General features: G+C 69.3%; 16 protein-coding genes. 13 read left to right on the top strand and 3 right to left on the bottom strand.

What is annotated here, in order from left to right; all coding sequences use genetic code 11:
• Window positions 1-156 precede the first annotated feature (156 nt).
• Genes AXA74_RS16175 through AXA74_RS16145 form a run of 7 tightly spaced genes read left to right on the top strand, consistent with a single transcriptional unit; the run spans window position 157 to window position 8975 of the window.
• Window positions 157-1182, top strand: a complete 1026-nt coding sequence (locus AXA74_RS16175; RefSeq protein WP_029578297.1) for an SDR family oxidoreductase — start codon at window positions 157-159, stop codon at window positions 1180-1182.
• A gap of 1 nt (window position 1183) precedes the next feature.
• Window positions 1184-2539: a murein biosynthesis integral membrane protein MurJ gene (gene murJ, locus AXA74_RS16170; protein WP_029578298.1), complete on the top strand. Its 1356-nt coding sequence runs from the start codon at window positions 1184-1186 to the stop codon at window positions 2537-2539.
• The gene (locus AXA74_RS16165; RefSeq protein WP_032978517.1) at window positions 2540-3664 is read left to right on the top strand and encodes a glycosyltransferase family 4 protein; all 1125 of its coding nucleotides are present in this window, start codon (window positions 2540-2542) and stop codon (window positions 3662-3664) included.
• A 14-nt stretch (window positions 3665-3678) separates the two neighbouring features.
• Window positions 3679-5589, top strand: coding sequence for an asparagine synthase (glutamine-hydrolyzing) (asnB, locus tag AXA74_RS16160; protein ID WP_029578300.1), 1911 nt, complete (start codon window positions 3679-3681; stop codon window positions 5587-5589).
• Entirely contained in the window at window positions 5586-6686 is a 1101-nt protein-coding gene (locus AXA74_RS16155; protein ID WP_029578301.1) for a glycosyltransferase family 4 protein, read from the top strand. Before asnB ends, AXA74_RS16155 begins: the two co-directional genes overlap by 4 nt.
• 7 nt (window positions 6687-6693) lie before the next feature.
• Window positions 6694-7827 (top strand): glycosyltransferase family 4 protein, encoded by a 1134-nt coding sequence (locus tag AXA74_RS16150; RefSeq protein WP_230589576.1) that lies wholly within the window; start codon window positions 6694-6696, stop codon window positions 7825-7827.
• On the top strand, window positions 7827-8975 hold the full coding sequence (locus AXA74_RS16145) for a glycosyltransferase family 4 protein (RefSeq protein ID WP_032978038.1): 1149 nt from the start codon (window positions 7827-7829) through the stop codon (window positions 8973-8975). Before AXA74_RS16150 ends, AXA74_RS16145 begins: the two co-directional genes overlap by 1 nt.
• Here the strand turns inward: AXA74_RS16145 and pgi are convergent.
• Window positions 8972-10549 carry a glucose-6-phosphate isomerase gene (gene pgi / locus AXA74_RS16140; protein ID WP_032955516.1) on the bottom strand — a complete coding sequence of 526 codons (1578 nt, stop codon included), beginning with the start codon at window positions 10547-10549 and terminating at the stop codon, window positions 8972-8974. The two genes, AXA74_RS16145 and pgi, sit on opposite strands and share 4 nt — an antisense overlap.
• Before the next feature lie 8 nt (window positions 10550-10557).
• The gene (locus tag AXA74_RS16135) at window positions 10558-11943 is read right to left on the bottom strand and encodes a phosphomannomutase/phosphoglucomutase (protein ID WP_032978035.1); all 1386 of its coding nucleotides are present in this window, start codon (window positions 11941-11943) and stop codon (window positions 10558-10560) included.
• Between the two features lie 234 nt (window positions 11944-12177).
• On the opposite strand from AXA74_RS16135, the gene AXA74_RS16130 reads away from it, so the two are divergent.
• The 6 genes from AXA74_RS16130 to AXA74_RS16105 all read left to right on the top strand — a co-directional run bounded on the left by AXA74_RS16130 (window position 12178) and on the right by AXA74_RS16105 (window position 19225).
• The gene (locus AXA74_RS16130) at window positions 12178-12822 is read left to right on the top strand and encodes a BPTD_3102 family carboxylase-like protein (RefSeq protein ID WP_032978032.1); all 645 of its coding nucleotides are present in this window, start codon (window positions 12178-12180) and stop codon (window positions 12820-12822) included.
• Window positions 12823-12896: 74 nt separating this feature from the next.
• Window positions 12897-14312, top strand: a complete 1416-nt coding sequence (locus AXA74_RS16125) for an FAD-binding oxidoreductase (RefSeq protein WP_029578307.1) — start codon at window positions 12897-12899, stop codon at window positions 14310-14312.
• A gap of 5 nt (window positions 14313-14317) precedes the next feature.
• A complete protein-coding gene (locus tag AXA74_RS16120; protein ID WP_029578308.1) occupies window positions 14318-15007 on the top strand; it encodes a response regulator transcription factor in 690 nt (229 codons plus the stop codon).
• Window positions 15004-16323, top strand: coding sequence for a sensor histidine kinase (locus AXA74_RS16115; protein WP_370736533.1), 1320 nt, complete (start codon window positions 15004-15006; stop codon window positions 16321-16323). The genes AXA74_RS16120 and AXA74_RS16115 overlap by 4 nt, the downstream gene beginning before the upstream one ends.
• A 177-nt stretch (window positions 16324-16500) precedes the next feature.
• Window positions 16501-17235: a FadR/GntR family transcriptional regulator gene (locus tag AXA74_RS16110; protein ID WP_032955510.1), complete on the top strand. Its 735-nt coding sequence runs from the start codon at window positions 16501-16503 to the stop codon at window positions 17233-17235.
• 79 nt (window positions 17236-17314) lie between these two features.
• On the top strand, window positions 17315-19225 hold the full coding sequence (locus tag AXA74_RS16105) for an LTA synthase family protein (RefSeq protein ID WP_032978030.1): 1911 nt from the start codon (window positions 17315-17317) through the stop codon (window positions 19223-19225).
• A 42-nt stretch (window positions 19226-19267) separates the two neighbouring features.
• On the opposite strand, the gene fahA is transcribed toward AXA74_RS16105, so the two are convergent.
• Window positions 19268-20581 carry a fumarylacetoacetase gene (gene fahA / locus AXA74_RS16100; protein ID WP_032961104.1) on the bottom strand — a complete coding sequence of 438 codons (1314 nt, stop codon included), beginning with the start codon at window positions 20579-20581 and terminating at the stop codon, window positions 19268-19270.
• Window positions 20582-20615 lie beyond the last annotated feature (34 nt).

Here is a 20615-nt window from a genome sequence, read left to right as displayed (position 1 = left end):
TTCTGGCGGTGTCGCATCACCAGTTCGTGGAGATGGGCGCGGCGGCCATCCGCAAGCTCGGCAAGCCCGATCACGTGCTCTACGACCTGAAATACGTGCTGACCGCCGAAGAGTCGGATCTGCGCCTGTAAGTTTTACGCTGGAGGAATAGCCACAATGACCAACCGCTACGAAGTCGTCCGCGCCGAGTTGCAAGCCCAGCCACGCAAGTGGCTGGTGACCGGTTGCGCCGGATTCATCGGCTCCAACCTGTTGGAAACCTTGCTCAAATTGGATCAGACCGTTGTGGGGTTGGACAATTTTGCGACCGGCCACCAGCGCAACCTCGACGAGGTGCGCGGCCTGGTCACGCCCGAACAGTGGGCGCGCTTTTCCTTCATCGAGGGCGATATCCGCGACCTGGACACCTGCCGCCGCGCCGTCGAGGGCGTGGACAAGGTGCTGCACCAGGCGGCCCTGGGGTCGGTGCCCCGGTCGCTGAAAGACCCCATCACCAGCAATGCCGTCAACATCGATGGCTTTCTGAACATGCTCGTGGCCGCGCGCGACGCCGGCGCGGGCGCCTTTGTCTACGCGGCTTCCAGCTCTACCTATGGCGATCATCCGGCCCTGCCCAAGGTCGAGGACAATATCGGCCGGCCGCTGTCGCCCTACGCGGTGACCAAATTCGTCAACGAGCTCTACGCTGATGTGTTCGCCCGTTCCTATGGCTTCGCCACGGTGGGCCTGCGCTATTTCAACGTCTTCGGCCGCCGCCAGGATCCCAACGGCGCCTACGCCGCGGTGATTCCCAAATGGACCGCCGCCATGATCCAGGACGAAACCGTGGTCATCAACGGCGACGGCGAGACCAGCCGCGACTTCTGCTACGTGGACAACGCGGTGCAGGCCAATATCCTGGGCGCCATGGCGCCCGAGGAAGGCCGCAACCAGGTCTACAACGTCGCCTTTGGCGGGCGCACGACGCTCAACCAGCTCTTCGACTTCCTGAAGGAGTCCCTGGGCCGCCAGGGCGTGCGCTACGAGAAGTCGGCCGAGCACGCCGATTTCCGCGCCGGCGACGTGCGGCACTCGCAGGCCGACATCGGCAAGGCTGGCAAGCTGCTGGGCTACCAGCCGGCCTTCGACATCCTGCGTGGCCTGGATGCCGCCATGCCCTGGTACACGCAATTCCTGCGTTGAGTTGAAAGCCCTGCTACGCAAACTCGGCACCCTGCACCCGGACCACCAGCGCATCTTCAAGGGCGCGTTCCGGGTAGCCGTTTTCCTCATCCTCGGCAAGGCCGCCGGCGCCATCAAGGAGATGGCGGTGGCCTATCGCTACGGCATCAGCGATGCCGTGGACGCCTATCAGTTCACCATGACGATGGCCACCTGGCTGCCCGTCACCATCGTCGGGGTGCTGTCGGTCGTGCTGATCCCGGTGCTGGTGCGCCTGCGCCGGGAGGGCGGCGCCGAGCGCGATGTCTTTGTCAGCGAGCTGCAGGGCTGGACCCTGCTGGGCGGGCTCGTGCTGGCCGGCCTGACCTGGCTGGCCTGGCCCTATGTGCTGGCCTGGCTGGGCCCGGGCCTGCCGGGCGCCGTGGCGCGCATGACCCACGAGCTGCTCTGGGCCTTCGTGCCGGTCAGCGCCATTCTGCTGATCGCCGGCATCAGCGCCGCGCGCCTGCGCTCGCATGAACGCCACGTCAACACCTTGCTCGATAGCGTGCCGGCGGTGACGACGCTGGGCTGGGTCATGCTGGCCGCCGCCGGGGGCGACCAGGTCGGCCCGCTGCTGTGGGGCACGCTAGTGGGCTATATCATCCAGGCCGTCTGGCTGGCCTGGCTGGCCGCGCGCGCCGACCAGGGCTTCTGGGGCGCGCCGCGCCTGAGTCTGCGGTCGCCGCATTGGCCCGAGCTGATGAGCGCGGCCGGTGTGATGCTGATCGGCCAGGTGGCCATGAGTTTCGTCAATCCGCTGGATCAGTACGCCGCGGCCAACCTGGGCAGCAACGCGAACGCCACGCTCGGCTATGCCAGCCGGCTGCTGTCGCTGGTGCTGGGCATAGGCGCGGTCTCCGTGGGCCGCGCGGCCTTGCCGGTGCTGGCCGACGTGCAGCATCGCGGCGACGCCAGGCGCGCGCGCAGCATGGCCTTGAAGTGGTCATGGATGATGGTCGGCGCGGGCATCGCGGCCGTGGCGCTCGGCTGGGCGCTGGCGCCCTGGGGCGTGGCCCTGCTGTTCGAGCGTGGCGCCTTCACGGCGCAGAATACCGAGGCGGTGGCCGGCGTGCTGCGCTGGGGCCTTTTGCAGCTGCCCTTTTATTTCGGCGTGCTGATCCTGGTCCAGCTGCTTGCCAGCCAGAACCGCTACCGCATCATGGCGCTCATCGCAGTGGCCAACTTCCTGCTCAAGGCGGTGCTCAACGCGGTGCTGGCGCCGCGCATGGGCACCGAAGGCATCATGCTGGCCACCAGCCTGATGTATTTCCTGTCCTTCGTCTGCTACACGGCCGTGGCGTTGCGCCCGGTCGCCGACTCCGAGGAGGCTGCCTAGATGTCCGGCCCGCGCACCCTGATTTTCATCCACTCGCTGCACGGCGGCGGCGCCGAGCGCGTGGCGGTGGACCTGGCGGGTCATTGGGCGGCCGCCGGGCGCGAAGTCATGATCCTCACCCAGGCCGAGGGCGACGCCTATCCGGTGCCGGCCGGCGTACAGCGCTGCGCGCTGGGCACCGATGGCGGCGGGGGCGGGGGCCTGCGCGGCATCCTGGACAATCTGCGGCGGGTGCGCGCCCTGCGCGCCGTGATCCGCGATTTCAAGCCCGAGATCGTGCTGGGCATGATGACGACCTCGTCCATCCTCGCCGTGCTGGCCGCCTGGGGGCTGCCGGCCAAGGTGATTGCCACCGAGCACACGCATCCGCCTTCGCAACAGCTTCCGGGCATGTGGCGGCGCCTGCGCCGCCTGACGTATCCCCATGCCGCGCGCGTGGTCGCGCTCACGCGCGGCACGGCGGACTGGCTGGCCCGGCATGTGCCGGGCTCGCGCCTGGCCGTGATCCCCAATCCGGTGCACTGGCCGCTGCCGCGCAGCGAACCGCGGCTGGCGCCGCCGGCCGTGCCCGGCCGCCATTATCTTCTGGCCGTGGGGCGCCTGCATCCGGACAAGGGCTTCGACGTCCTGATCGACGCCTACGCGCGGCTGGCCGGGCGTTTCCCCGACTGGGACCTGCTCATTCTGGGCGAGGGTGACGAGCGCGCCCGCCTGAGCGCCCAGGTCGAGGCGGCCGGGCTGGCGGGCCGGGTCTACATGCCGGGGCGCGGCGGCAACGTGGCCGATTGGTATGAGTCCGCCGACCTGTATGTGCTCAGTTCCCGTTTCGAAGGGCTGTCCAACACCCTCCTCGAGGCCATGGCCAGCGGACTGGCGCCCGTCAGCTTTGATTGCGATACTGGGCCCCGGGAAATCGTGCGCGAGGGGGTCGACGGCCTGCTCGTGCGTCCGGTCGGGCAGGCGGATGCGCTGGCCGATGCGCTGGCCGGCCTGATGAGCGATCCCCAGGCGCGCGCGCGCCTGGCCGCCGAGGCCGTCACCACGCGCGAGCGCTTTTCGGCCTCCCGCGTGCTCGGCCTGTGGCAACAACTTTTTGACGACGCCCTCGGGCGTTCCTCTACCTAGAGAACAGAAAAATCATGTGCGGAATCGTCGGTCTTTGGGGACCTCTTGAAGGCAAGGCGCAGATATTGGCGGAAAGCTGCCATCGCATCCGCCTGCGGGGCCCGGACAGCAAAGGCTTCTGGGAAGACGGCCAGGCCGGCGTGGCGTTCGGGCATGTGCGCCTGGCCATCCAGGACTTGACCGAGGCCGGCCACCAGCCCATGGTGTCGGCCTGCGGGCGCTACATCCTCACCTACAACGGCGAGGTCTACAACCACCTGGAGATGCGCGCCGAGCTGGAGAAAGCCGGCCACGCGCCCGCCTGGCGCGGCCACTCCGATACGGAAACCATCCTGGCCTATGCGGCCGCCTTCGGCGTCGAGGCCATGCTGCGCGCCGCGGTGGGCATGTGGGCCATCGCGCTGTGGGACCGCCAGACCCGCAGCCTGACGCTGGCGCGCGACCGCATGGGCGAAAAGCCGCTGTACTACGGCTACGTCGGCGCCACCCTGGTGTTTTCTTCCCAGCTCAAGGGCCTGTCGCCCGTGCCGGGCTTCGGCCGCACGATCGACCGCAATGCACTGGCCTCCTTCATGCGGCACAACTACGTGCCGGCGCCGCAATCCATCTACGAAGGCATACGCAAGCTGCCGGCGGCCAGCTGGGTGGTGATCAGCGAAGCGCAGCTCGGCGCGCGCGACATGCCGGCGCCCCAGGCGTATTGGTCGGCGATGCAGGTGGCCGACGCCGGCCAGCGCCAGCCGCGGCAGTTCGCCACCGATAACGAAGCGGCCGATGCCTTGCAGGCCGTGCTCACCCAGGCCGTGCGCGGACAGATGATCTCGGATGTGAGCCTGGGCGCCTTCCTGTCCGGCGGCATCGACTCGTCGACGATCGCCGCGCTCATGCAAAGCCAGAGCAATGTGCCGGTGCGCACCTTCGCCATCGGTTTTCACGAAAAGGAGTACGACGAGGCGCCGCATGCCAAGGCGGTGGCCACGCACCTGGGCACGGATCACGCCGAGCTCTACGTCACGGCGCAGGATGCCCTGGATGTCGTGCCGGGCCTGGCGGACATCTATGACGAGCCTTTCGCCGATTCCTCGCAGATCCCCACGGCGCTGGTGACGCGCATGGCGCGCCAGCATGTGACCGTGGCCTTGTCCGGCGATGGCGGCGACGAGCTGTTCGGCGGCTATTCGCGCTATCTGCGTGTCGCCAACTGGTGGGAAAAATGCGCGCGCCTGCCCGCGCCGCTGCGGCACCTGGCCGGCGGCGTGCTGCGCGGCTCGGCCACGCTGCCCGGCGCCGGCGCCTGGCGCGGCAAGGTCGGCAAGATGGGCGAACTGCTGCGCGCCGACTCCGAGGGCGAGTTCTACCGCCTTTTCGTTTCGTATTGGTCGGATCCGGGCAGTGTGGTCAAAGGCGCCACCGAGCCGCCGTCGCCTTTCGAGGCGCCGCTTGCCGGCCCCCTGTACGAAGCCATGATGAAGCTGGACACGATCACCTATCTGCCCGACGACATTCTGGTCAAGGTGGACCGCGCGGCCATGGCCGTGAGCCTGGAGACCCGGGTGCCGCTCATCGATCACCGCGTCTACGAGTTCGCCTGGAGCCTGCCGTTCAAGTACAAGGTGCGGGGGGGCACGGGCAAGTGGCTGCTGCGCCAGGTGCTGCACCGCCATGTGCCGCAGAGCCTGGTCGAGCGGCCCAAGCGCGGCTTTGCCGTGCCGCTGGCGGCCTGGCTGCGCGGGCCGCTGCGCGATTGGGCCGAGGCGCTGCTGGATCCGGCGCGCCTGCGCCAGCAAGGCTGGTTCGAACCCGAGCCCATATTGCGCAAATGGCGCGAGCATCTGAGCGGCCACCGCAAATGGGACAGCCATCTGTGGGGCGTGCTGATGATGCAGGCCTGGCTGGATCGCTATCACCGCGACGGCGCGCAATGAAGATCGTGCTGGCGGTCAGCTCCATGAATGCCGGCGGCGCCGAGCGCGTGGCGGCGACCCTGGCCAATGCCTGGGCTGCCCGGGGCGACCAGGTCACGCTGCTGCCGACCTTTTCGGGGGGCGGCAGCTGTTTCTATCCGCTGGCCCCGGAGGTCGAGCTGCTGTGGCTGGCCCGGGCCGTGCCGGCCGGCGGCGCGCTGGCGCCGCTTAAGCGCCTGCTCGGCCTGCGCCGGCTGGTCCGGGCGCGCCGGCCCGATGTGCTGGTGTCCTTCCTGACCAACGTCAATGTCGGCGCCATCCTGGCCACCCGGGGCCTGGGGCAGCCGCTCATCGTGTGCGAGCGCACCAATCCGGTCGTCGACACCACGACGGGCAAGGTCTGGCGCCGCCTGCGGCGCTGGCTCTATCCTCTTGCCGATGTCGTCACCGTGCAGGCCGAAGACACGGTGGCGCCTTTCGCCGCACAGGTGCCGGGCATCCGCCACCTGGCCGTGATCCCCAATCCGCTGCCCGCCGAGCTGCTGGACGCGCCCTTGGCCGCGCTTGCGCCGGATGCGCAGGGAAGGCGGCGCCTGATGGCCATGGGCCGGCTGGTGCCCGACAAACAATTCGGCCTGCTGATCGACCTCTTCGCCGAGCTGGCGCCCGCCCATCCCGACTGGGATCTCTGGATCTGGGGCGAAGGGCCGCAGCGGCAAGCGCTCGAGGCGCGCGTGGCGCAGCTGGGCCTGCGGCAGCGCATCCGCCTGCCGGGACGCACCAGCGAGCCCTGGGAAGCCTTGTCGCAATCGAGCGCCTTTGTGCTCAGCTCAGCCGTGGAAGGCTTTCCCAATGTCCTGCTCGAAGCCATGGCCAAGGGGCTGCCCTGCGCGGCCTTCGATTGTCCCAGCGGGCCGCGCGAAATGACGCGCGATGGGGCGGATGCCCTGTTGCTGCGCGAGCCGGCGGCCATGCGCGATGCGCTGGGCCGCCTCATGAGCGATGCCGCCCTGCGCGAGGAACTGGGGCGGCGCGGAGCCCGGTCGGTGCGCGAACGCTACGCCTTGTCCAAGGTGCTGGCGCAGTGGGATGACCTGTTTGCGCTTGCGCGCCGGTGAGGCCAGGATGCGTATTGCTCACATCATCACGGGCTTGGGACAGGGAGGGGCCGAGTCCGTCCTCTACCGACTGGCCTGCTACACCGACACCCCGACCCGGCATGTGGTGATCTCGCTGACCGATGAAGGCGTCTACGGGGCGCGCCTGCGCGCGGCCGGCATCACCGTGCACGCCCTGGGCATGCCGCGCGGCCGCGTGACGCTGTCCGGCGTGCGGGCCTTGCGCGCGCTGCTGCGCGCCGAGGCGCCCGATGCCGTGCAGACCTGGATGTACCACGCCGATCTCATCGGCGGCCTGGCCGCGAGGCTGGCCGGCATCAAGGCGGTAGCCTGGGGCATACGCAATTCCGGCAATCACCTGGACCGCAGCAGCCGCTCGGCCCGCATGGTGCTGCGCGCCTGCGCGGCGCTGTCGCGCTGGGTGCCGCGCGCCATCGTCTGCGCCGCCCAGGACGCCGCCCAGCGCCATCGCGCGCTGGGCTATGACGGACGGAGCATGGTCGTTATTCCCAATGGCTACGACCTGTCGCGCTATGCGCCGGACGCCGAGGCCGGCGCGCGCATGCGCGCGCGATGGGGCGTAGGCGCCGATGTGCCGCTCATCGGCTGCGTGGCGCGCTGGGATCCCCTCAAAGATCACCGCAATCTGCTGGCCGCGATGGGGCAATTGCTGCGCGAGGGGCAGGAACTCAAATGTGTGCTGGTCGGGCGCGGCATGACGCCGGGCAACGCCGATCTGGTCGCGCTGATCGAATCCGAGGGGCTGCGGGGCCGCGTGCTCCTGACCGGTCCCAGCGACGATGTGGCCGCCGTGATGAACAGCCTCGACCTGCATGTGCTGTCCAGCTGCGCCGAGGGCTTCCCCAATGTGGTGGCCGAGGCCATGGCCTGCGGCACGCCCTGCGTGGTGACCGACGTGGGCGATGCCGCCCATATCGTTGGCGACACGGGCGTGGTGGTGCCGGCCGAGCAACCCGCCGCCCTGGCGCGCGGCATCGCGCAGGCGCTGCGCGAGGTCGGCGCGCGCGGCCGCGCCGCGGCCGGCGCGGCCGGACGCGAACGGGTGCTGGCGCTTTTTGACCTGGGCCGCATGGTGCGCGCCTATGAGGCGGTGTGGCGCCGCATTGCCGGAGAACGCTGATGGAGGCTCGCGCCAAACGCCTGTTGTTCGTGGTGAACAACCCGGCTTTCTTTCTTTCCCATCGGGCGGCGCTGGCCGAGGCCGCGCTGGCCGCGGGCTATGAGGTGCACGCCGCCACCATGGACGGGCCCTCGGTGCCGCGCATCCAGGCCATGGGCGTCACGCACCATGTGATTCCCATGAGCCGCAGCGGCAAGCGCCCGTTGCAAGAGCTCAAGACCCTCTGGGCGCTGTATCGGCTGTTCAAGCGACTGCGCCCCGGCCTGGTCCATCTGGTGACCATCAAGCCCGTGCTCTATGGCGGCATCGCCGCCCGCCTGGCCGGCGTGCCCGCCATGGTGGCGGCCATCTCGGGCCTGGGCTATGTCTTCGTGGCCGAGGGCTTGCGCGCCCGCCTGGTGCGCGCCGTGGTGCGCGGCTTCTATCGCCTGGCGCTGGGGCATCGCAACAGCCGCGTGATCTTCCAGAACACCAATGACCGCGACGTCCTGAGCCAGCTGGGCGTGGTGCGCGCCGCCCAGGTCGAACTGATACGCGGCTCGGGCGTGGACCTGGCGCAGTACCGCGCCGAGCCCGAGCCGCCCGAACCTCCCGTGGTGGCCTTGATGGTGGCGCGCCTGCTGCGCGACAAGGGGGTGCGCGAATTCGTCGAGGCCGCCGCGCTGCTGCGCCAGCAGGGCCTGAACGTGCGCATGCGCGTGGCCGGCGATCTCGATCCGGGCAATCCCGCCTCCATCAGCGCCGAAGAAGTGCAGGCCTGGCGCGATGAGGGCCTGGTGGAACTGCTGGGCGAGCGCCAGGATGTGGCCGAGCTCTATGCGGCCGCGCATATCGCGGTGCTGCCCTCCTATCGCGAGGGCCTGTCCAAGTCGCTGATCGAGGCCGCCGCCTGCGGGCGGGCGGTGGTGACGACCGATGTGCCGGGCTGCCGCGATGCCATCGACCCGGGAGAAACCGGCCTGCTCGTGCCGCCGCGCGACGCGACCGCGCTGGCCGCCGCGCTCGCGCGCCTGGCCATGGACCCGGCGCAGCGCCGGCGGCTGGGCCAGGCAGGGCGCGCGCTGGCCGAGCGCGAATTTTCGATCGAGGACGTCTGCGGCCGGCATCTGGCGATCTACGCCAGCTTGCTGGCCGCGGTCGGCCGCTAGGCCTTCGGGCCCGAGCGCGACAGGACGTCGATCCAGTGGCGGGTCGACGGGTCGTCGAGCCCCGGCGTGTCGCCGGGCTTGTCGAGCTCGTCGATGATGCCGCGCGCCAGCGCCTTGCCGAACTCCACGCCCCATTGGTCGAAGGGATTGATGCCCCACAGCACGCCCTGCGCGAAAACCTTGTGCTCATAGAGCGCCAGCAGGGCGCCCATGGCGTGGCCCGTCAGGCGCGGCAGGACGATGAGGGTGGACGGGCGCCGCCCCGGGTGGATGCGGTGCTGCGCCAGGATGCGCGCCTGCGCCGGGTCGTCGGTCTGGGCGCTGCATTCGGCCAGGGCCTCGTCGAAGGACTTGCCGCGCAACAGCGCCGCGCGCTGCGCCAGACAGTTGGCGATCAGCAGGCGGTGATGGTGTTCATAGCGGTGGTCCGGCCGTTCGCAGAAAATGAAGTCCACCGGCGCGCCGGCCGTGTCCTGATGCAGCCACTGGAAGAAAGTATGTTGGCAGTCCGTGCCCGTCATGCCCCAGACCACCGGCCCGGTGGGCACGCCGACCGGGCTGCCGTCCTGCGTGGCCACCTTGCCCAGCGATTCCATTTCGAGCTGCTGGGCCCAGGGGACGAGGTGGGTCAGGCGCGAGTCGTAGGGCGTGATGGCCAGCGTCTCGAAGCCCATCACGCTGCGGTTGGCCATGCCGGCCAGCGCCATCTGCACCGGCGCATTGGACGCCAGCGGCGCATGCAGGAAGTGCTCGTCCATGTCGGCCGCGCCGGCCAGCAGCTGGTCGAAAGTCTCGCAGCCCAGGGCCAGGGCCACGGGCAGGGCGCCGATGGCCGACCACAGGGAATAGCGGCCGCCCACCCAGTCCCAGAAACGGAAGATGCGCTCGGGGGCGATGCCGAAGGCCAGCGCCGCGTCGACATTGGCCGTGATGGCCACCACCTGCTTGAGCGGATCGGCCACGCCGGCTTCTTCCAGCCAGTGGATGGCCACCTGCGCATTGGCCAGCGGTTCGGTCGTCGTGAAGGACTTGGAGGCGATGATGACCAGGGTGCTGTGCGGATCGAGCTGGTGCATCGAATCGGCCACCGCGTGCGAATCGACGTTGGAGGCAAAGCGCGCCTCGCGCTTGATCCCCTGGTGGCGCAGGGCGCGCACGATCATGCGCGGCCCCCAATCGCTGCCGCCGATGCCCAGGTGCAGGATGTATTTGTAGTCGCCGCGAGCGTCGGCCGCCTCGACGAAGCGGCGCACGCGCTCGCGTTCGGCCAGCACGGCCTCGGCCACGGACGGCGGCGGCACGGCGGCCCGCAGCGCGGTATGCCAGGCCGGGCGGTGCTCGGTCCAATTGGCCTCGCCGCCATCGAAGAGCCGGTGGATGGCCTGCGTCAAGCCTTGCTGGGCGCACAGCGCGAGCGAGGCCTGCTCCAGTCCGGGCGAATAGGCCTGGGCGGTCAGGTCGACGGACAGGCCGGCGGCCTCGATCACGCGCAGATGGTCGCCACGGTGCGAAGCCCCGTGCACGGCATCCGCGAACGCCTGCCAGGCGGGACTCGAAGATAGGGACGCGGTCATGGATGGGTTCAGAAGGGCAGGCGGGCCTGGGGAGCCAGGCGCAGGAGTTCACGTTTGAACTGATCCTGGATGCGGGCCAGGGCCGCGGCGTTTTCGGCTTCGAAGCGCAGCACGACCACCGGAGTGGTGTTCGAGGCGCGCGCCAGGCCGAAGCCATCGGCGAACTCCGCCCGCACGCCATCGATGGTGATGATCTGCGTGGCGTCGTCGAAGCGGCCTCGCGCCTGCAGCTCGCGCACCAGGGCGTGGGGCTGGCCTTCTTCCATTTCGAGCTTGAGCTCGGGCGTGGAGACCGCCGTGGGCAGGGCTTCGAGCACCGCGGACGGATTGGCCTGGCGCGAGACGATCTCCAGCAGGCGGGCGCCGGTGTAGAGCCCGTCATCGAAGCCGTACCAGCGCTCCTTGAAGAAGATGTGGCCGCTCATCTCGCCGGCCAGCGGCGCGCCGGTCTCGGCCAGCTTGGCCTTGACCAGCGAATGACCGGTCTGCCACATGAGCGGCTTGCCGCCGGCGGCGGCCACGGCCAGGCCCACATGGCGGCTGCATTTCACGTCATAGATGATGGTTTCGCCCGGGCAGCGCTGCAACACGTCGCGCGCAAAGAGGATGAGCTGGCGGTCGGGCCAGATGATCTGCCCGGACTTGGTCACCACGCCCAGGCGGTCGCCGTCGCCGTCGAAGGCCAGGCCGATCTCGCAGTCGGTGGTGGCCAGGCAATGGATGAGATCCTGCAGATTGTGCGGGTCGGCCGGATCGGGATGGTGATTGGGAAAGTTGCCGTCGACCTCGCAGAACAGCTCGGTCACCTCGCAGCCCAGCGCGCGGAACAGCTGCGGCGCGACCGCGCCGGCCACGCCGTTGCCACAGTCGATGGCGATCTTCATGGGGCGGGCCAGCTTGATGTCGGAGACGATGCGCTGGATGTAGTCGGGCACCAGGTTGACGCTGCGGCGCGTGCCCGGCCGCGTGGCCGACAGGCCCTCGGGGGCGTCCATGTCCTGGCGCAGGGACTGCACATCGTCGCCGTACAGGGCGCGGCCTCCCAGCATCATCTTGAAGCCGTTGTACTTGGGCGGGTTGTGGCTGCCGGTGATGGCCACGCCGGCGCCGAGCTGGCCGGTATAGGCGCCGAAATACACCAGCGGCGTGGGCACACGCCCGATGTCCAGGGTGTTCACGCCGCCTTCCAGGAGGCCTTCCTGGAGCGCGACGGCGAGTTCCGGGCTGCTCAGCCGGCCGTCGTAGCCGACCACGAGTTCCGTATTGCCCGCCTGGCGCGCCCGCCCGGCCAGGGCGAATCCCAGTGCGCGCGCAAAGCGCGCATCGATGAGATCAGGGACGGTTCCGCGGATGTCGTAAGCTTTGAATACCGAGGCGGGGTATGGTTTTTTCACGAGGCTTCCTTCTGGCACGGACGAGCTGGGCCGCCAGCGGCAGCCAGGAAAGGATTATCCCCCATTTCCGTCCGGGGGCGTTCATGGTGCGCCGGCCATGCCTCATGGCGGTGCCCCCGGAGGGCATGCCGGCGCCGGCCGGGGCGGCGGGCGGCGGATTCCGGCCCGGCACGGATATTGCGTCCTCGCAGAAGTGCTACGCTTATCTGTACGAACTTGAACGGGAGGTGGCTCATGGGTGCCAAGGTTTCGTTCGTCACACCCTCGGCCGATGCCGTTGGCAAACGCCGCGGTCCGCCGGGCGGCCCGGCCGGCGGCGCCGAGCGCAGATTGGACATTCATGTGCTTGTCCACGAAGACGGCCGCGCCGAAACCGGGCGGGCCTGGGAGCGCTGCGTCTGGCGCGACCAGCGCGTGCTGATCGCCGAGTGCCCGGCGCCGCGGCTGTCGGCGCGCATGGAGGCCACGCTGCGCGAGGTCGCCTCGCGGATCGCCCTGGACCGCGGCTGGCTGGGGCTGGGCACGGTGGTGTTCTCGCTGGATGACGAAAGCGGCTTGTTCCGCCTCATCGAGGCCAAGCTGCAGGGGCGCAGCGGCAAGGCGGCCCTGATGGACCCCCTGGCCGCCCATGCGCTGGAGGTGGGCATCGGCGCCTGCGCGGCCTCGGGGCGGCCGGGCGCCAACCTGCTGGTGTGGGGTGTCACGCGCGGCGACGCGCTGCGGCGCGCCTATCAGGCGATCGGCGACATGCCCGGCCTGGCGGTGCCCGAGCGCGCCTTCCTGCTTAACCGCATCGCCTCGCCGGCCTTTTGTTCCGGCCTGACCGGCGCGCGCTTGGCGCGGATTTCCGATTGGAGCGATCACCGCGCCGCCAGTTGAGTCGGGATGATCCTACAATAAAGGCGCTATTCCTGGACCGGCCTGGGCCGGACGCAACCGCGAGTGCGCCTGACATGACTCTGCTGCAAGAACTCCAGTCTTTGCTGGGCCCGGCACATGTGCTGGCCGGCGAAGACGCCGAACCCTATGCCCTGGACTGGCGCCGCCGTTATCGCGGGCGCGCGCTGGCCGTCGCCCGGCCGGGCTCCACCGAAGAAGTCGCCGCCGTGCTGCGCCTGTGCCACCGGCACGGCGCGCCGGTCGTGCCGCAGGGCGGCAACACCGGGCTGTGCGGCGGCGCGACGCCGGATGACAGCGGCACGGCCGTGATCCTCTCCACGGCGCGCCTGAACCGCGTGCGCGCCATCGACACCGACAACGACACCATCACCGTCGAGGCCGGCTGCGTGCTGCAGGCCGTCCAGGAGGCCGCCGAACAGGCCGGCCGCCTCTTTCCCCTGAGCCTGGCGGCCGAAGGCAGCTGCACCATCGGCGGCAACCTGGCCACCAACGCGGGCGGCACCCAGGTGCTGCGCTATGGCAATGCGCGCGAGCTGGCCCTGGGCCTGGAGGTCGTCACGGCCGAGGGCGAGATCTGGAACGGCCTGCGCGGCCTGCGCAAGGACAATACCGGCTACGACCTGCGCGACCTCTACATCGGCAGCGAGGGCACGCTGGGTGTCATCACCGCGGCGACCCTGAAACTCTATCCCCTGCCCGTGGCCCGCTGCACGGCGCTGCTGACCCTGGCCAGCGTGGACGACGCCGTCGAGCTGCTGTCGCGCGCGCGCGCCGGCTTCGGCGCCTCGCTCACCGGCTTCGAACTCATGGCGGCGGACTGCCTGCAGGCCGTGCTGCGGCTGTTTCCGCAGCAGCGCCTGCCTTTCGAGGGCGAGTCGCTCAAGGCGCCCTGGTTCGCGCTGCTGGAGCTGTCCGACAGCGAGAGCGAAGCGCACGCGCGCGAGCGCTTCGAGGCCGTGCTGGGCGCGGCCATCGAGGACGGCCTGGCGGGCGATGCCGCCATCGCGGAGAACCTGGCGCAAAGCCAGGCGCTGTGGCACCTGCGCGAAAGCATCCCGCTGGCCGAGGCCGAGCTGGGCAAGTCGGTCAAGCACGATGTGTCCATCCCGATTTCGTCCATCGCGCATTTCGTGCGCGTGACCAATGCCGAGCTGCAAGAGCGTTTCCCGGGCGTGCGCAACGTCATCTTCGGCCATCTGGGCGACGGCAACCTGCACTACAACGTGGCGCGCAGCGCCGGCCAGACCGAAGCGGATCTCCTGGCCCTGCAGCCGGCCATCTACGACGTGGTGCATCAGAGCGTGCAGGCGCATGCCGGCTCCATCAGCGCCGAGCACGGCGTGGGCCAGCTCAAGCGCGATGAACTGCCGCGCTACAAGAGCGCCGTGGAACTCGCCCTCATGAAGCGCATCAAGGCGGCGCTGGATCCGAGGGGCCTCATGAACCCCGGCAAAGTCCTGCAGGCCTGACGGCGATGACGACCGCGCGCGTGCTCATCGTCGAGGACAACCTCACCATCGCGGGCAATCTCTACGATTACCTGCAGGCGCAGGGTTTCATGCCCGATGTGGCCTACGACGGGCGTGCCGCGCTGGGCATGCTGGAGCGCCAGGAATTCGACGCCGTGCTGCTGGACGTCGGGCTGCCGGGCATGGACGGCTATGCCGTGCTGAACGCCTTGCGCGTGGACCTGCGCAAGCCCGTTCCCGTGCTGGTGCTCACCGCGCGCGACGGCCTGGACGACAAGCTGGCTGGCTTCTCGCACGGTGCCGACGATTACCTGACCAAGCCTTTCGCGCTGGCCGAAGTCAAGGCGCGCCTGCTGGCGCTCATCCAGCGCTCGCGCCGCAACGTGGTGGACGCGGTCTACCGCTACGGCCCCTTGTCCTTGGACAGCCGCAGCCGCGAGGTGAGCGTCAACGGCAAGCCCGTGCACCTGGCGCGCAAATCCGTGCTCATCGTGGAGATGCTGTTGCGCGACCCGGGCAAGGTGGTCTCGCGCGAAACCCTGGAGACCGCGTTGTGGGGCGATGAGCCGCCGGCATCCGACGCCCTGCGCAGCCAGGTCCACCTGCTGCGGCGCGCGCTGGCCGAAGCCGGCTTTGACGGCATAGAGACGGTGCACGGCACCGGATGGCGTCTCGTGCAAGCGGATCCGTCATGACCGGAAGCGGCACCTTGACCCAGCGTGTGGTCTGGGCGCTGACCGGCATTGTGTCGGTCTTCGTCACGGTGCTGGCCCTGCTGTCGTATCTCACCTTCGACCAGATGGAAGACGATCTGGTCAATGACATTCTCACCACTGAAACCGAGCGCGTCATCCAGCACCTGGCTTCCGAGCCGGCCTATGTGCCCGACCGCGGTTCGCGCGAGCTGGGAGGGTCCATGCATGCCTGGCTGCATGTGCCGGGCGAGGTCGACGACGATATGCCCGATGCCCTGCGCGGCCTGGGCAACGGCCTGCACCTGCTGGAGCCGGGCCCCGACACCTGGCATGTGATGGTGGCCGACGCCAGTCACGGCAGGGGCAAGGTCTACGTCATGTATGACGCCACGGACAACGAAGAGCGGGTACAGGATTTCGGCCTGTTCGTGCTGGGCGTGGGCGCGGTGTGTATCGTCGTGGCCTATGGCCTGGCGCGCCGCCTGGCCGGCTATGTCGTGGGGCCCCTCGTCGAGGTCACGGACCATCTTGCCAATTGGGCGCCGGGCGCGCCCGACATGGCGGTCACGCGCGACGACGAGGCGGGGCGGCTGGTCGAGGCCTTCAACCGGGTGCAGAACCAGGTGGACCGCTCCATCGCCCGCCAGCGCGAGTTCGCGGCCAACCTCAGCCATGAAATCCGCACCCCGCTGGCCAGCATCCGTTCCGACAGCGAGATGATGCAGATGGACGGCAGCCTGTCGGCCGACACGCAGCGCCGCCTGGCGCGCATCGTCGATGGCGTGGACAGCATTTCCGCGTCGCTGGAAAGCGCCCGCGCCATGGCGCGCGAAGAGCCGCGCGCCGCCGAGAGCGTCAAGCTGGCCGACTGCATGCAGGCGGCCTGGCAGGGATTTGCCGGCAGCGCCGAGCTGGCCGGGCTGGGTTTTGCCAACGACATCGATCCCGATGCGGTCCGCCAGCTGGACCGCTATGCGCTCTTGACCGTGCTGCGCAACCTGGTGCGCAATGCCATCGAGCATGCCGCGCCCGCGCAGCTGCGCGCCAGCCTGGACGAGGGCGGCGACCTGGTGCTGGCCGACGACGGACGCGGCATCGCGCCCGAAGAGCTGCCTTTTGTGTTCCAACGCTACTACAGCAGCCGTCTGCGCGACACCGGCGGCAAGCCCAATGACAGCGACCTGCCGCGCGGACTGGGCCTGGCCATCGCCAAGCAGGTCTGCGATATGCAGGGGTGGGTGCTCAGCGTGGACTCCGCGCGCGAAGGCCCGCAGCGCGGCACGCGCTTCACGCTGCGCCTGGGTGGCCAGGCCTGAGCCGGCCGGATCGCGCCAGGGGCCGACCGGGGAGCGCCCGGGACGATAGCGGCGCCGCGGGCCGGCTCCGGCGCAATCCCGCCGGGGACCGGGGGGCAGGTTGGTGACGCCGTACCCCGCCGGTATAATGGGCGTGGTCTTTTCTCCGCCCGGCTGCCGGCCACCGGGGCCTTCTCGATGACTGTTCCCAACGAACCGCAGGCCGTGCAACGGCGCCCGCGCAACCTGGCCCAGGGGCTGGTGGAGAGCTTCACCGGGCGCATCCGCGCCGGCGATATCGCGCCGGGGCAAAAGCTGCCGACCGAGTCGGAGATCATGCGCCAGTTCGGCGTGAGCCGCACGGTCGTGCGCGAGGCGCTGTCGCGCCTGCAGGCTTGCGGCCTGGTCGAGACCCATCATGGCGTGGGCACCTATGCCTTGCGGCCCAGCGGGAACGACGATTTCCGCGTCGACCCGGCCGGGCTCGCCACGGTGCACGATGTGCTTGTGCTGCTGGAGTTGCGCATCTGCCTGGAGACCGAGGCCGCGGGCCTGGCGGCCCAGCGCCGCACGCCGGAGCAGCTGGCCGCCATGCGCCGCACGCTCGACGCTTTCCAGGCCCGCCTGCGCGCCGAGGGCGACACGGTCACGCCCGACTTCGAGTTCCACCTCCTGGTCGCCCAGGCGACCGGCAACCGGTATTTCGCCGAGCTGATGTCGCATCTGGGTTCGGCCGTCATTCCCCGCACCCGCATCAACGCGGCGCGCATGGCCGGCGATGACAACGAGCCCTATCTGGTGCGCGTCAATCTGGAGCACGAAACCATCTTCGAGGCCATCCGCCGCCAGGATGCCGAGGCCGCGCGCGCGGCCATGCGCACGCACCTGAGCAATAGCCGGGAGCGCCTGCGCCGCATGGAAGGGCCCCGCTGACCCTCTTCAAATCCGGCGGGCGCCGCCCGCCGACTTCATCCGGACCAGATTTCGGCCGGCTTGTCTACGGAGCGTGATTTTGCGCAGATTGACTTTACGATTCGTGATCGCGGTGTTGCTGTTGCTCACGGCAAGCCGGCTGGGCCTGGCCTGCTGGCAATGGGACCGGGTGCAGGCGGCCGGCGGCCTCTGGCCGGTCGTGTTCGGCGGCTGGCGCATCGATCTGGTGATGGTGGGCATGGTGATCGCCATCCCGGCGGTCTTGTCCTATTGGTTCGGCCATCGGCCGCTGGCCGCCCGGATCACCGCCTGGTGGTTCCGCCTCTGGTGGATGCTGCTGGTGCTGCTGGAGGTGTCCACGCCGCAGTTCATCGCCGAATACGATACCCGCCCGAACCGCCTGTATTTTGAATACCTGGTCCATCCGCGCGAGGTGGCCGGCATGCTCTGGGAGGGTTACAAGGGCGTGCTGCTGGCCGCCTTGCTCGTGCTGCTGCTGGCGGCCTGGGCGGCATGGCGCCTCTTCCCCACCGGTAAGACCGATCCGCGCATGCCCTGGTGGAAACGGCCCATTGCTTGTGTTGTCACGCTGGCCGTCGTCGTGCTGGCCATACGCGGCACGCTGGAACACCGGCCCATCAATCCCTCGGTCGTTGCCTTCAGCGGCGACGCCATGGTCAACACCCTGCCGCTGAACTCGCTCTACAACGTGCTGGACGCGGCCTACCGGCTGCAGGATGAGCGCTCATCGGCCGCGCTCTATCCCAAGATGCCGGTCGAGCGCATGAACGACGTGGTGCGCCGGGCCGCCGGCATCGAAGGCCCGCCCCTGGATGCCAAATACCCCAGCGTGCACGTCCAGAAGGCCTCGGTGCGGCGCGACAAGCCGCTGAACCTGGTCATCATCCTGCAGGAGAGCCTGGGCGCGCAGTATGTCGGCAGCCTCGGCGGCGCCAATCTGACGCCCGAGCTGGACAAGCTGGGCAAGGAAGGCTGGATGTTCCACCGCGCGTACGCCACCGGCACCCGCTCGGTGCGCGGCATCGAGGCGGTGACGGCGGGCTACCTGCCCACCGTGGCCGAAGCCGTGGTGAAGCTGCCGCGCTCGCAGACCAATTTCTTCACGCTGGCATCCCTGCTCCGCGCGCATGGCTATCAGTCGCGTTTCGTCTACGGCGGCGAGTCGCACTTCGACAATATGCGCGGTTTCTTCCTGGGCAATGGCTTCGACCAGATCGTCGATCGCAAGGACTTCGTCAACCCGGCGTTCGTCGGCTCCTGGGGCGCTTCGGACGAGGATATGTTCGCCCAGGTGGACCGCCTGCTGCGCCAGGACGGCGACAAGCCGGTGTTCACCCTGGCGTTCTCGGTGAGCAATCATTCTCCCTGGGAGTACCCGGCCGGACGCATCCAGCCGCAGGGCGAGCCGGCCTCGGTCGAGAATACCGTGCGCTATGCGGACTGGGCCATCGGGCAGTTCTTCGAAAAGGCGCGCAAGGCGCCCTACTGGGATAACACGGTGTTCCTGGTCATCGCCGACCATGATTCGCGCGTCTTCGGCGCCAACCTCGTGCCCGTTCGGCACTTCCAGATCCCGGCGCTGATCCTGGGCGGCAGCATCTTGCCGCGCCAGGACGAGCGCCTGGTCAGCCAGATCGACATGGCGCCGACCCTGCTCTCGCTCATGGGCGTGGACAACGTCAACCCCATGCTGGGCAGCGACCTGACGCAGCGCGATCCCAATCGCGCCATCATGCAGTATGGCGACAACTACGGTTATCTGCGCGGCGATTCGCTGGTGGTCATCGAGCCGCGCAAGGCGCCGGCGTCTTTCCGCTATGTGCGGCTGCCGCGCGACCAGCAGGACAGGTTCGAGCCCGTGGCCGACGACGCCGCGCTGACCGAAGAGGCGCTGGCCTATGCCTTGTGGCCGAGCTGGGCCTATCGGGAGGAGCGCTACAAGACCCCGCCGCAAGCGCCGGCGCGGTGAAAAAACAGGGCCTACGCAAGGCCCTGTTTTTTTGCGTCGCGCCTACAGGCGCGCCGGCGCCACGGTGCCCACGCACTGGCCGAAGCCGATGCGCGGATAGCCGGGCTTGATGCATTCGGCCCGGATGATGATCTGGTCGCCGTCCTCCAGGAAGGCGCGCGTCTCGCCCCAGGGCAGTTCGACGGGCGTCTTGCCGCCCTGGCTCAGTTCCAGCAGCGAACCGGCCTCGCTGGCGCTGGGACCGGACAGCGTGCCGGTGCCCAGCATGTCGCCGGCTTGCAGATTGCAGCCGTTGACGGTGTGGTGGGCGATGAGCTGGGCCACGTTCCAGTAGGCGTCGCGGAAGTTGCTGCGCGACAGGCGGGCGGGCTGCGCTTGCCGCGCGCGCGAGGCCTCGGTGGTGATCAGCACTTCCATCTGCACATCGAAAGCGCCCTCGGCCCGGTTGGTTTCCGACGTCAGGTAGGGCAGCGGCTGCGGATCGCCTTCGGGACGCTTCCATTGGGTGCGGAAGGGTTCCAGCGCTTCGAGCGTGACGATCCAGGGCGAGATGGTGGAGGCGAAGTTCTTGGCCAGGAAAGGCCCCAGGGGCTGGTATTCCCAGGCCTGGATGTCGCGCGCCGACCAGTCGTTCAAGATGCCCAGGCCGAAGACATGCTGTTCGGCCGACGCCAGGGCGATGCGGTCGCCCTGGGCGTTGCCCTGGCCGACGAAAATGCTCAATTCGAGTTCATAGTCCAGGCGCTTGCAGGGCCCGAACTGCGGCGCTTCGCCTTCCGCGGCGGGGCGTTGCTGGCCTACCGGGCGGGCAAAGCGCTGCTCGACGCCGATGGAGGAGGCGCGGCCGTGATAGCCGATGGGAACCCACTTGTAGTTGGGCAGCAGCGGGTTGTCCGGACGGAACTGCTTGCCCACGGCGGTCGCGTGGTGCAGGGAGATATAGAAATCGGTGTAGTCGCCGATGCGCGCCGGCGTGGTGAACTCCGCCTCGGCCTGGGGCAGCAGCAGGGGCTCGATCAGGGCGCGCTGCGCGGCGCCCTCGCGCAATGCGCGCGACAGGGCCAGGCGCAGGGCGCTCCAGGCCTTGGGGCCCAGGGCCATCAGCGCGTTCAGATGCGTGTCGGCGCAGGCCTCCAGGGCCAGCGCGGCATCGCCGTCGAAGGGGCGGGCGGCGCGCAGCGCGCCCAGGTCCACGATGGCCTGGCCGATGGCCACGCCGGGGCGGAAGGCCTCTTGCGAGCCGCGGCGGCGGAAAGACGCGAAGGGCAGGTTCTGGATCGGGAAGTCGGTCTGGCCGTCGTTGGCGCTGGCGACCCAGCTCTTCAAGGCCGGATCATGGGTTTCGTTCAGGGTCATTTCGCTTGGATCTCGGTTGCCGGCCACCGGCGGC

Origin of the sequence: Bordetella hinzii LMG 13501, assembly GCF_001548475.1 — a bacterium.
In the GTDB taxonomy this organism is placed as follows: Bacteria; Pseudomonadota; Gammaproteobacteria; order Burkholderiales; family Burkholderiaceae_B; genus Bordetella; species Bordetella hinzii.
Note: the sequence above shows the minus strand (reverse complement) of the source record. Positions and strands in the feature narration are given on the sequence as shown.

Bases quoted from the DNA above. Each gene is read 5' to 3' on its own strand.
- asnB (WP_029578300.1), top strand. From the start codon at position 3,679: ATGTGCGGAATCGTCGGTCTTTGGGGACCTCTTGAAGGCAAGGCGCAG.
- AXA74_RS16115 (WP_370736533.1), top strand. From the start codon at position 15,004: ATGACCGGAAGCGGCACCTTGACCCAGCGTGTGGTCTGGGCGCTGACC.
- AXA74_RS16120 (WP_029578308.1), top strand. From the start codon at position 14,318: ATGACGACCGCGCGCGTGCTCATCGTCGAGGACAACCTCACCATCGCG.
- AXA74_RS16125 (WP_029578307.1), top strand. From the start codon at position 12,897: ATGACTCTGCTGCAAGAACTCCAGTCTTTGCTGGGCCCGGCACATGTG.
- AXA74_RS16175 (WP_029578297.1), top strand. From the start codon at position 157: ATGACCAACCGCTACGAAGTCGTCCGCGCCGAGTTGCAAGCCCAGCCA.
- AXA74_RS16130 (WP_032978032.1), top strand. From the start codon at position 12,178: ATGGGTGCCAAGGTTTCGTTCGTCACACCCTCGGCCGATGCCGTTGGC.
- AXA74_RS16145 (WP_032978038.1), top strand. From the start codon at position 7,827: ATGGAGGCTCGCGCCAAACGCCTGTTGTTCGTGGTGAACAACCCGGCT.
- pgi (WP_032955516.1), bottom strand. From the start codon at position 10,549: ATGACCGCGTCCCTATCTTCGAGTCCCGCCTGGCAGGCGTTCGCGGAT.
- AXA74_RS16165 (WP_032978517.1), top strand. From the start codon at position 2,540: ATGTCCGGCCCGCGCACCCTGATTTTCATCCACTCGCTGCACGGCGGC.
- AXA74_RS16155 (WP_029578301.1), top strand. From the start codon at position 5,586: ATGAAGATCGTGCTGGCGGTCAGCTCCATGAATGCCGGCGGCGCCGAG.
- AXA74_RS16150 (WP_230589576.1), top strand. From the start codon at position 6,694: ATGCGTATTGCTCACATCATCACGGGCTTGGGACAGGGAGGGGCCGAG.
- AXA74_RS16110 (WP_032955510.1), top strand. From the start codon at position 16,501: ATGACTGTTCCCAACGAACCGCAGGCCGTGCAACGGCGCCCGCGCAAC.
- fahA (WP_032961104.1), bottom strand. From the start codon at position 20,581: ATGACCCTGAACGAAACCCATGATCCGGCCTTGAAGAGCTGGGTCGCC.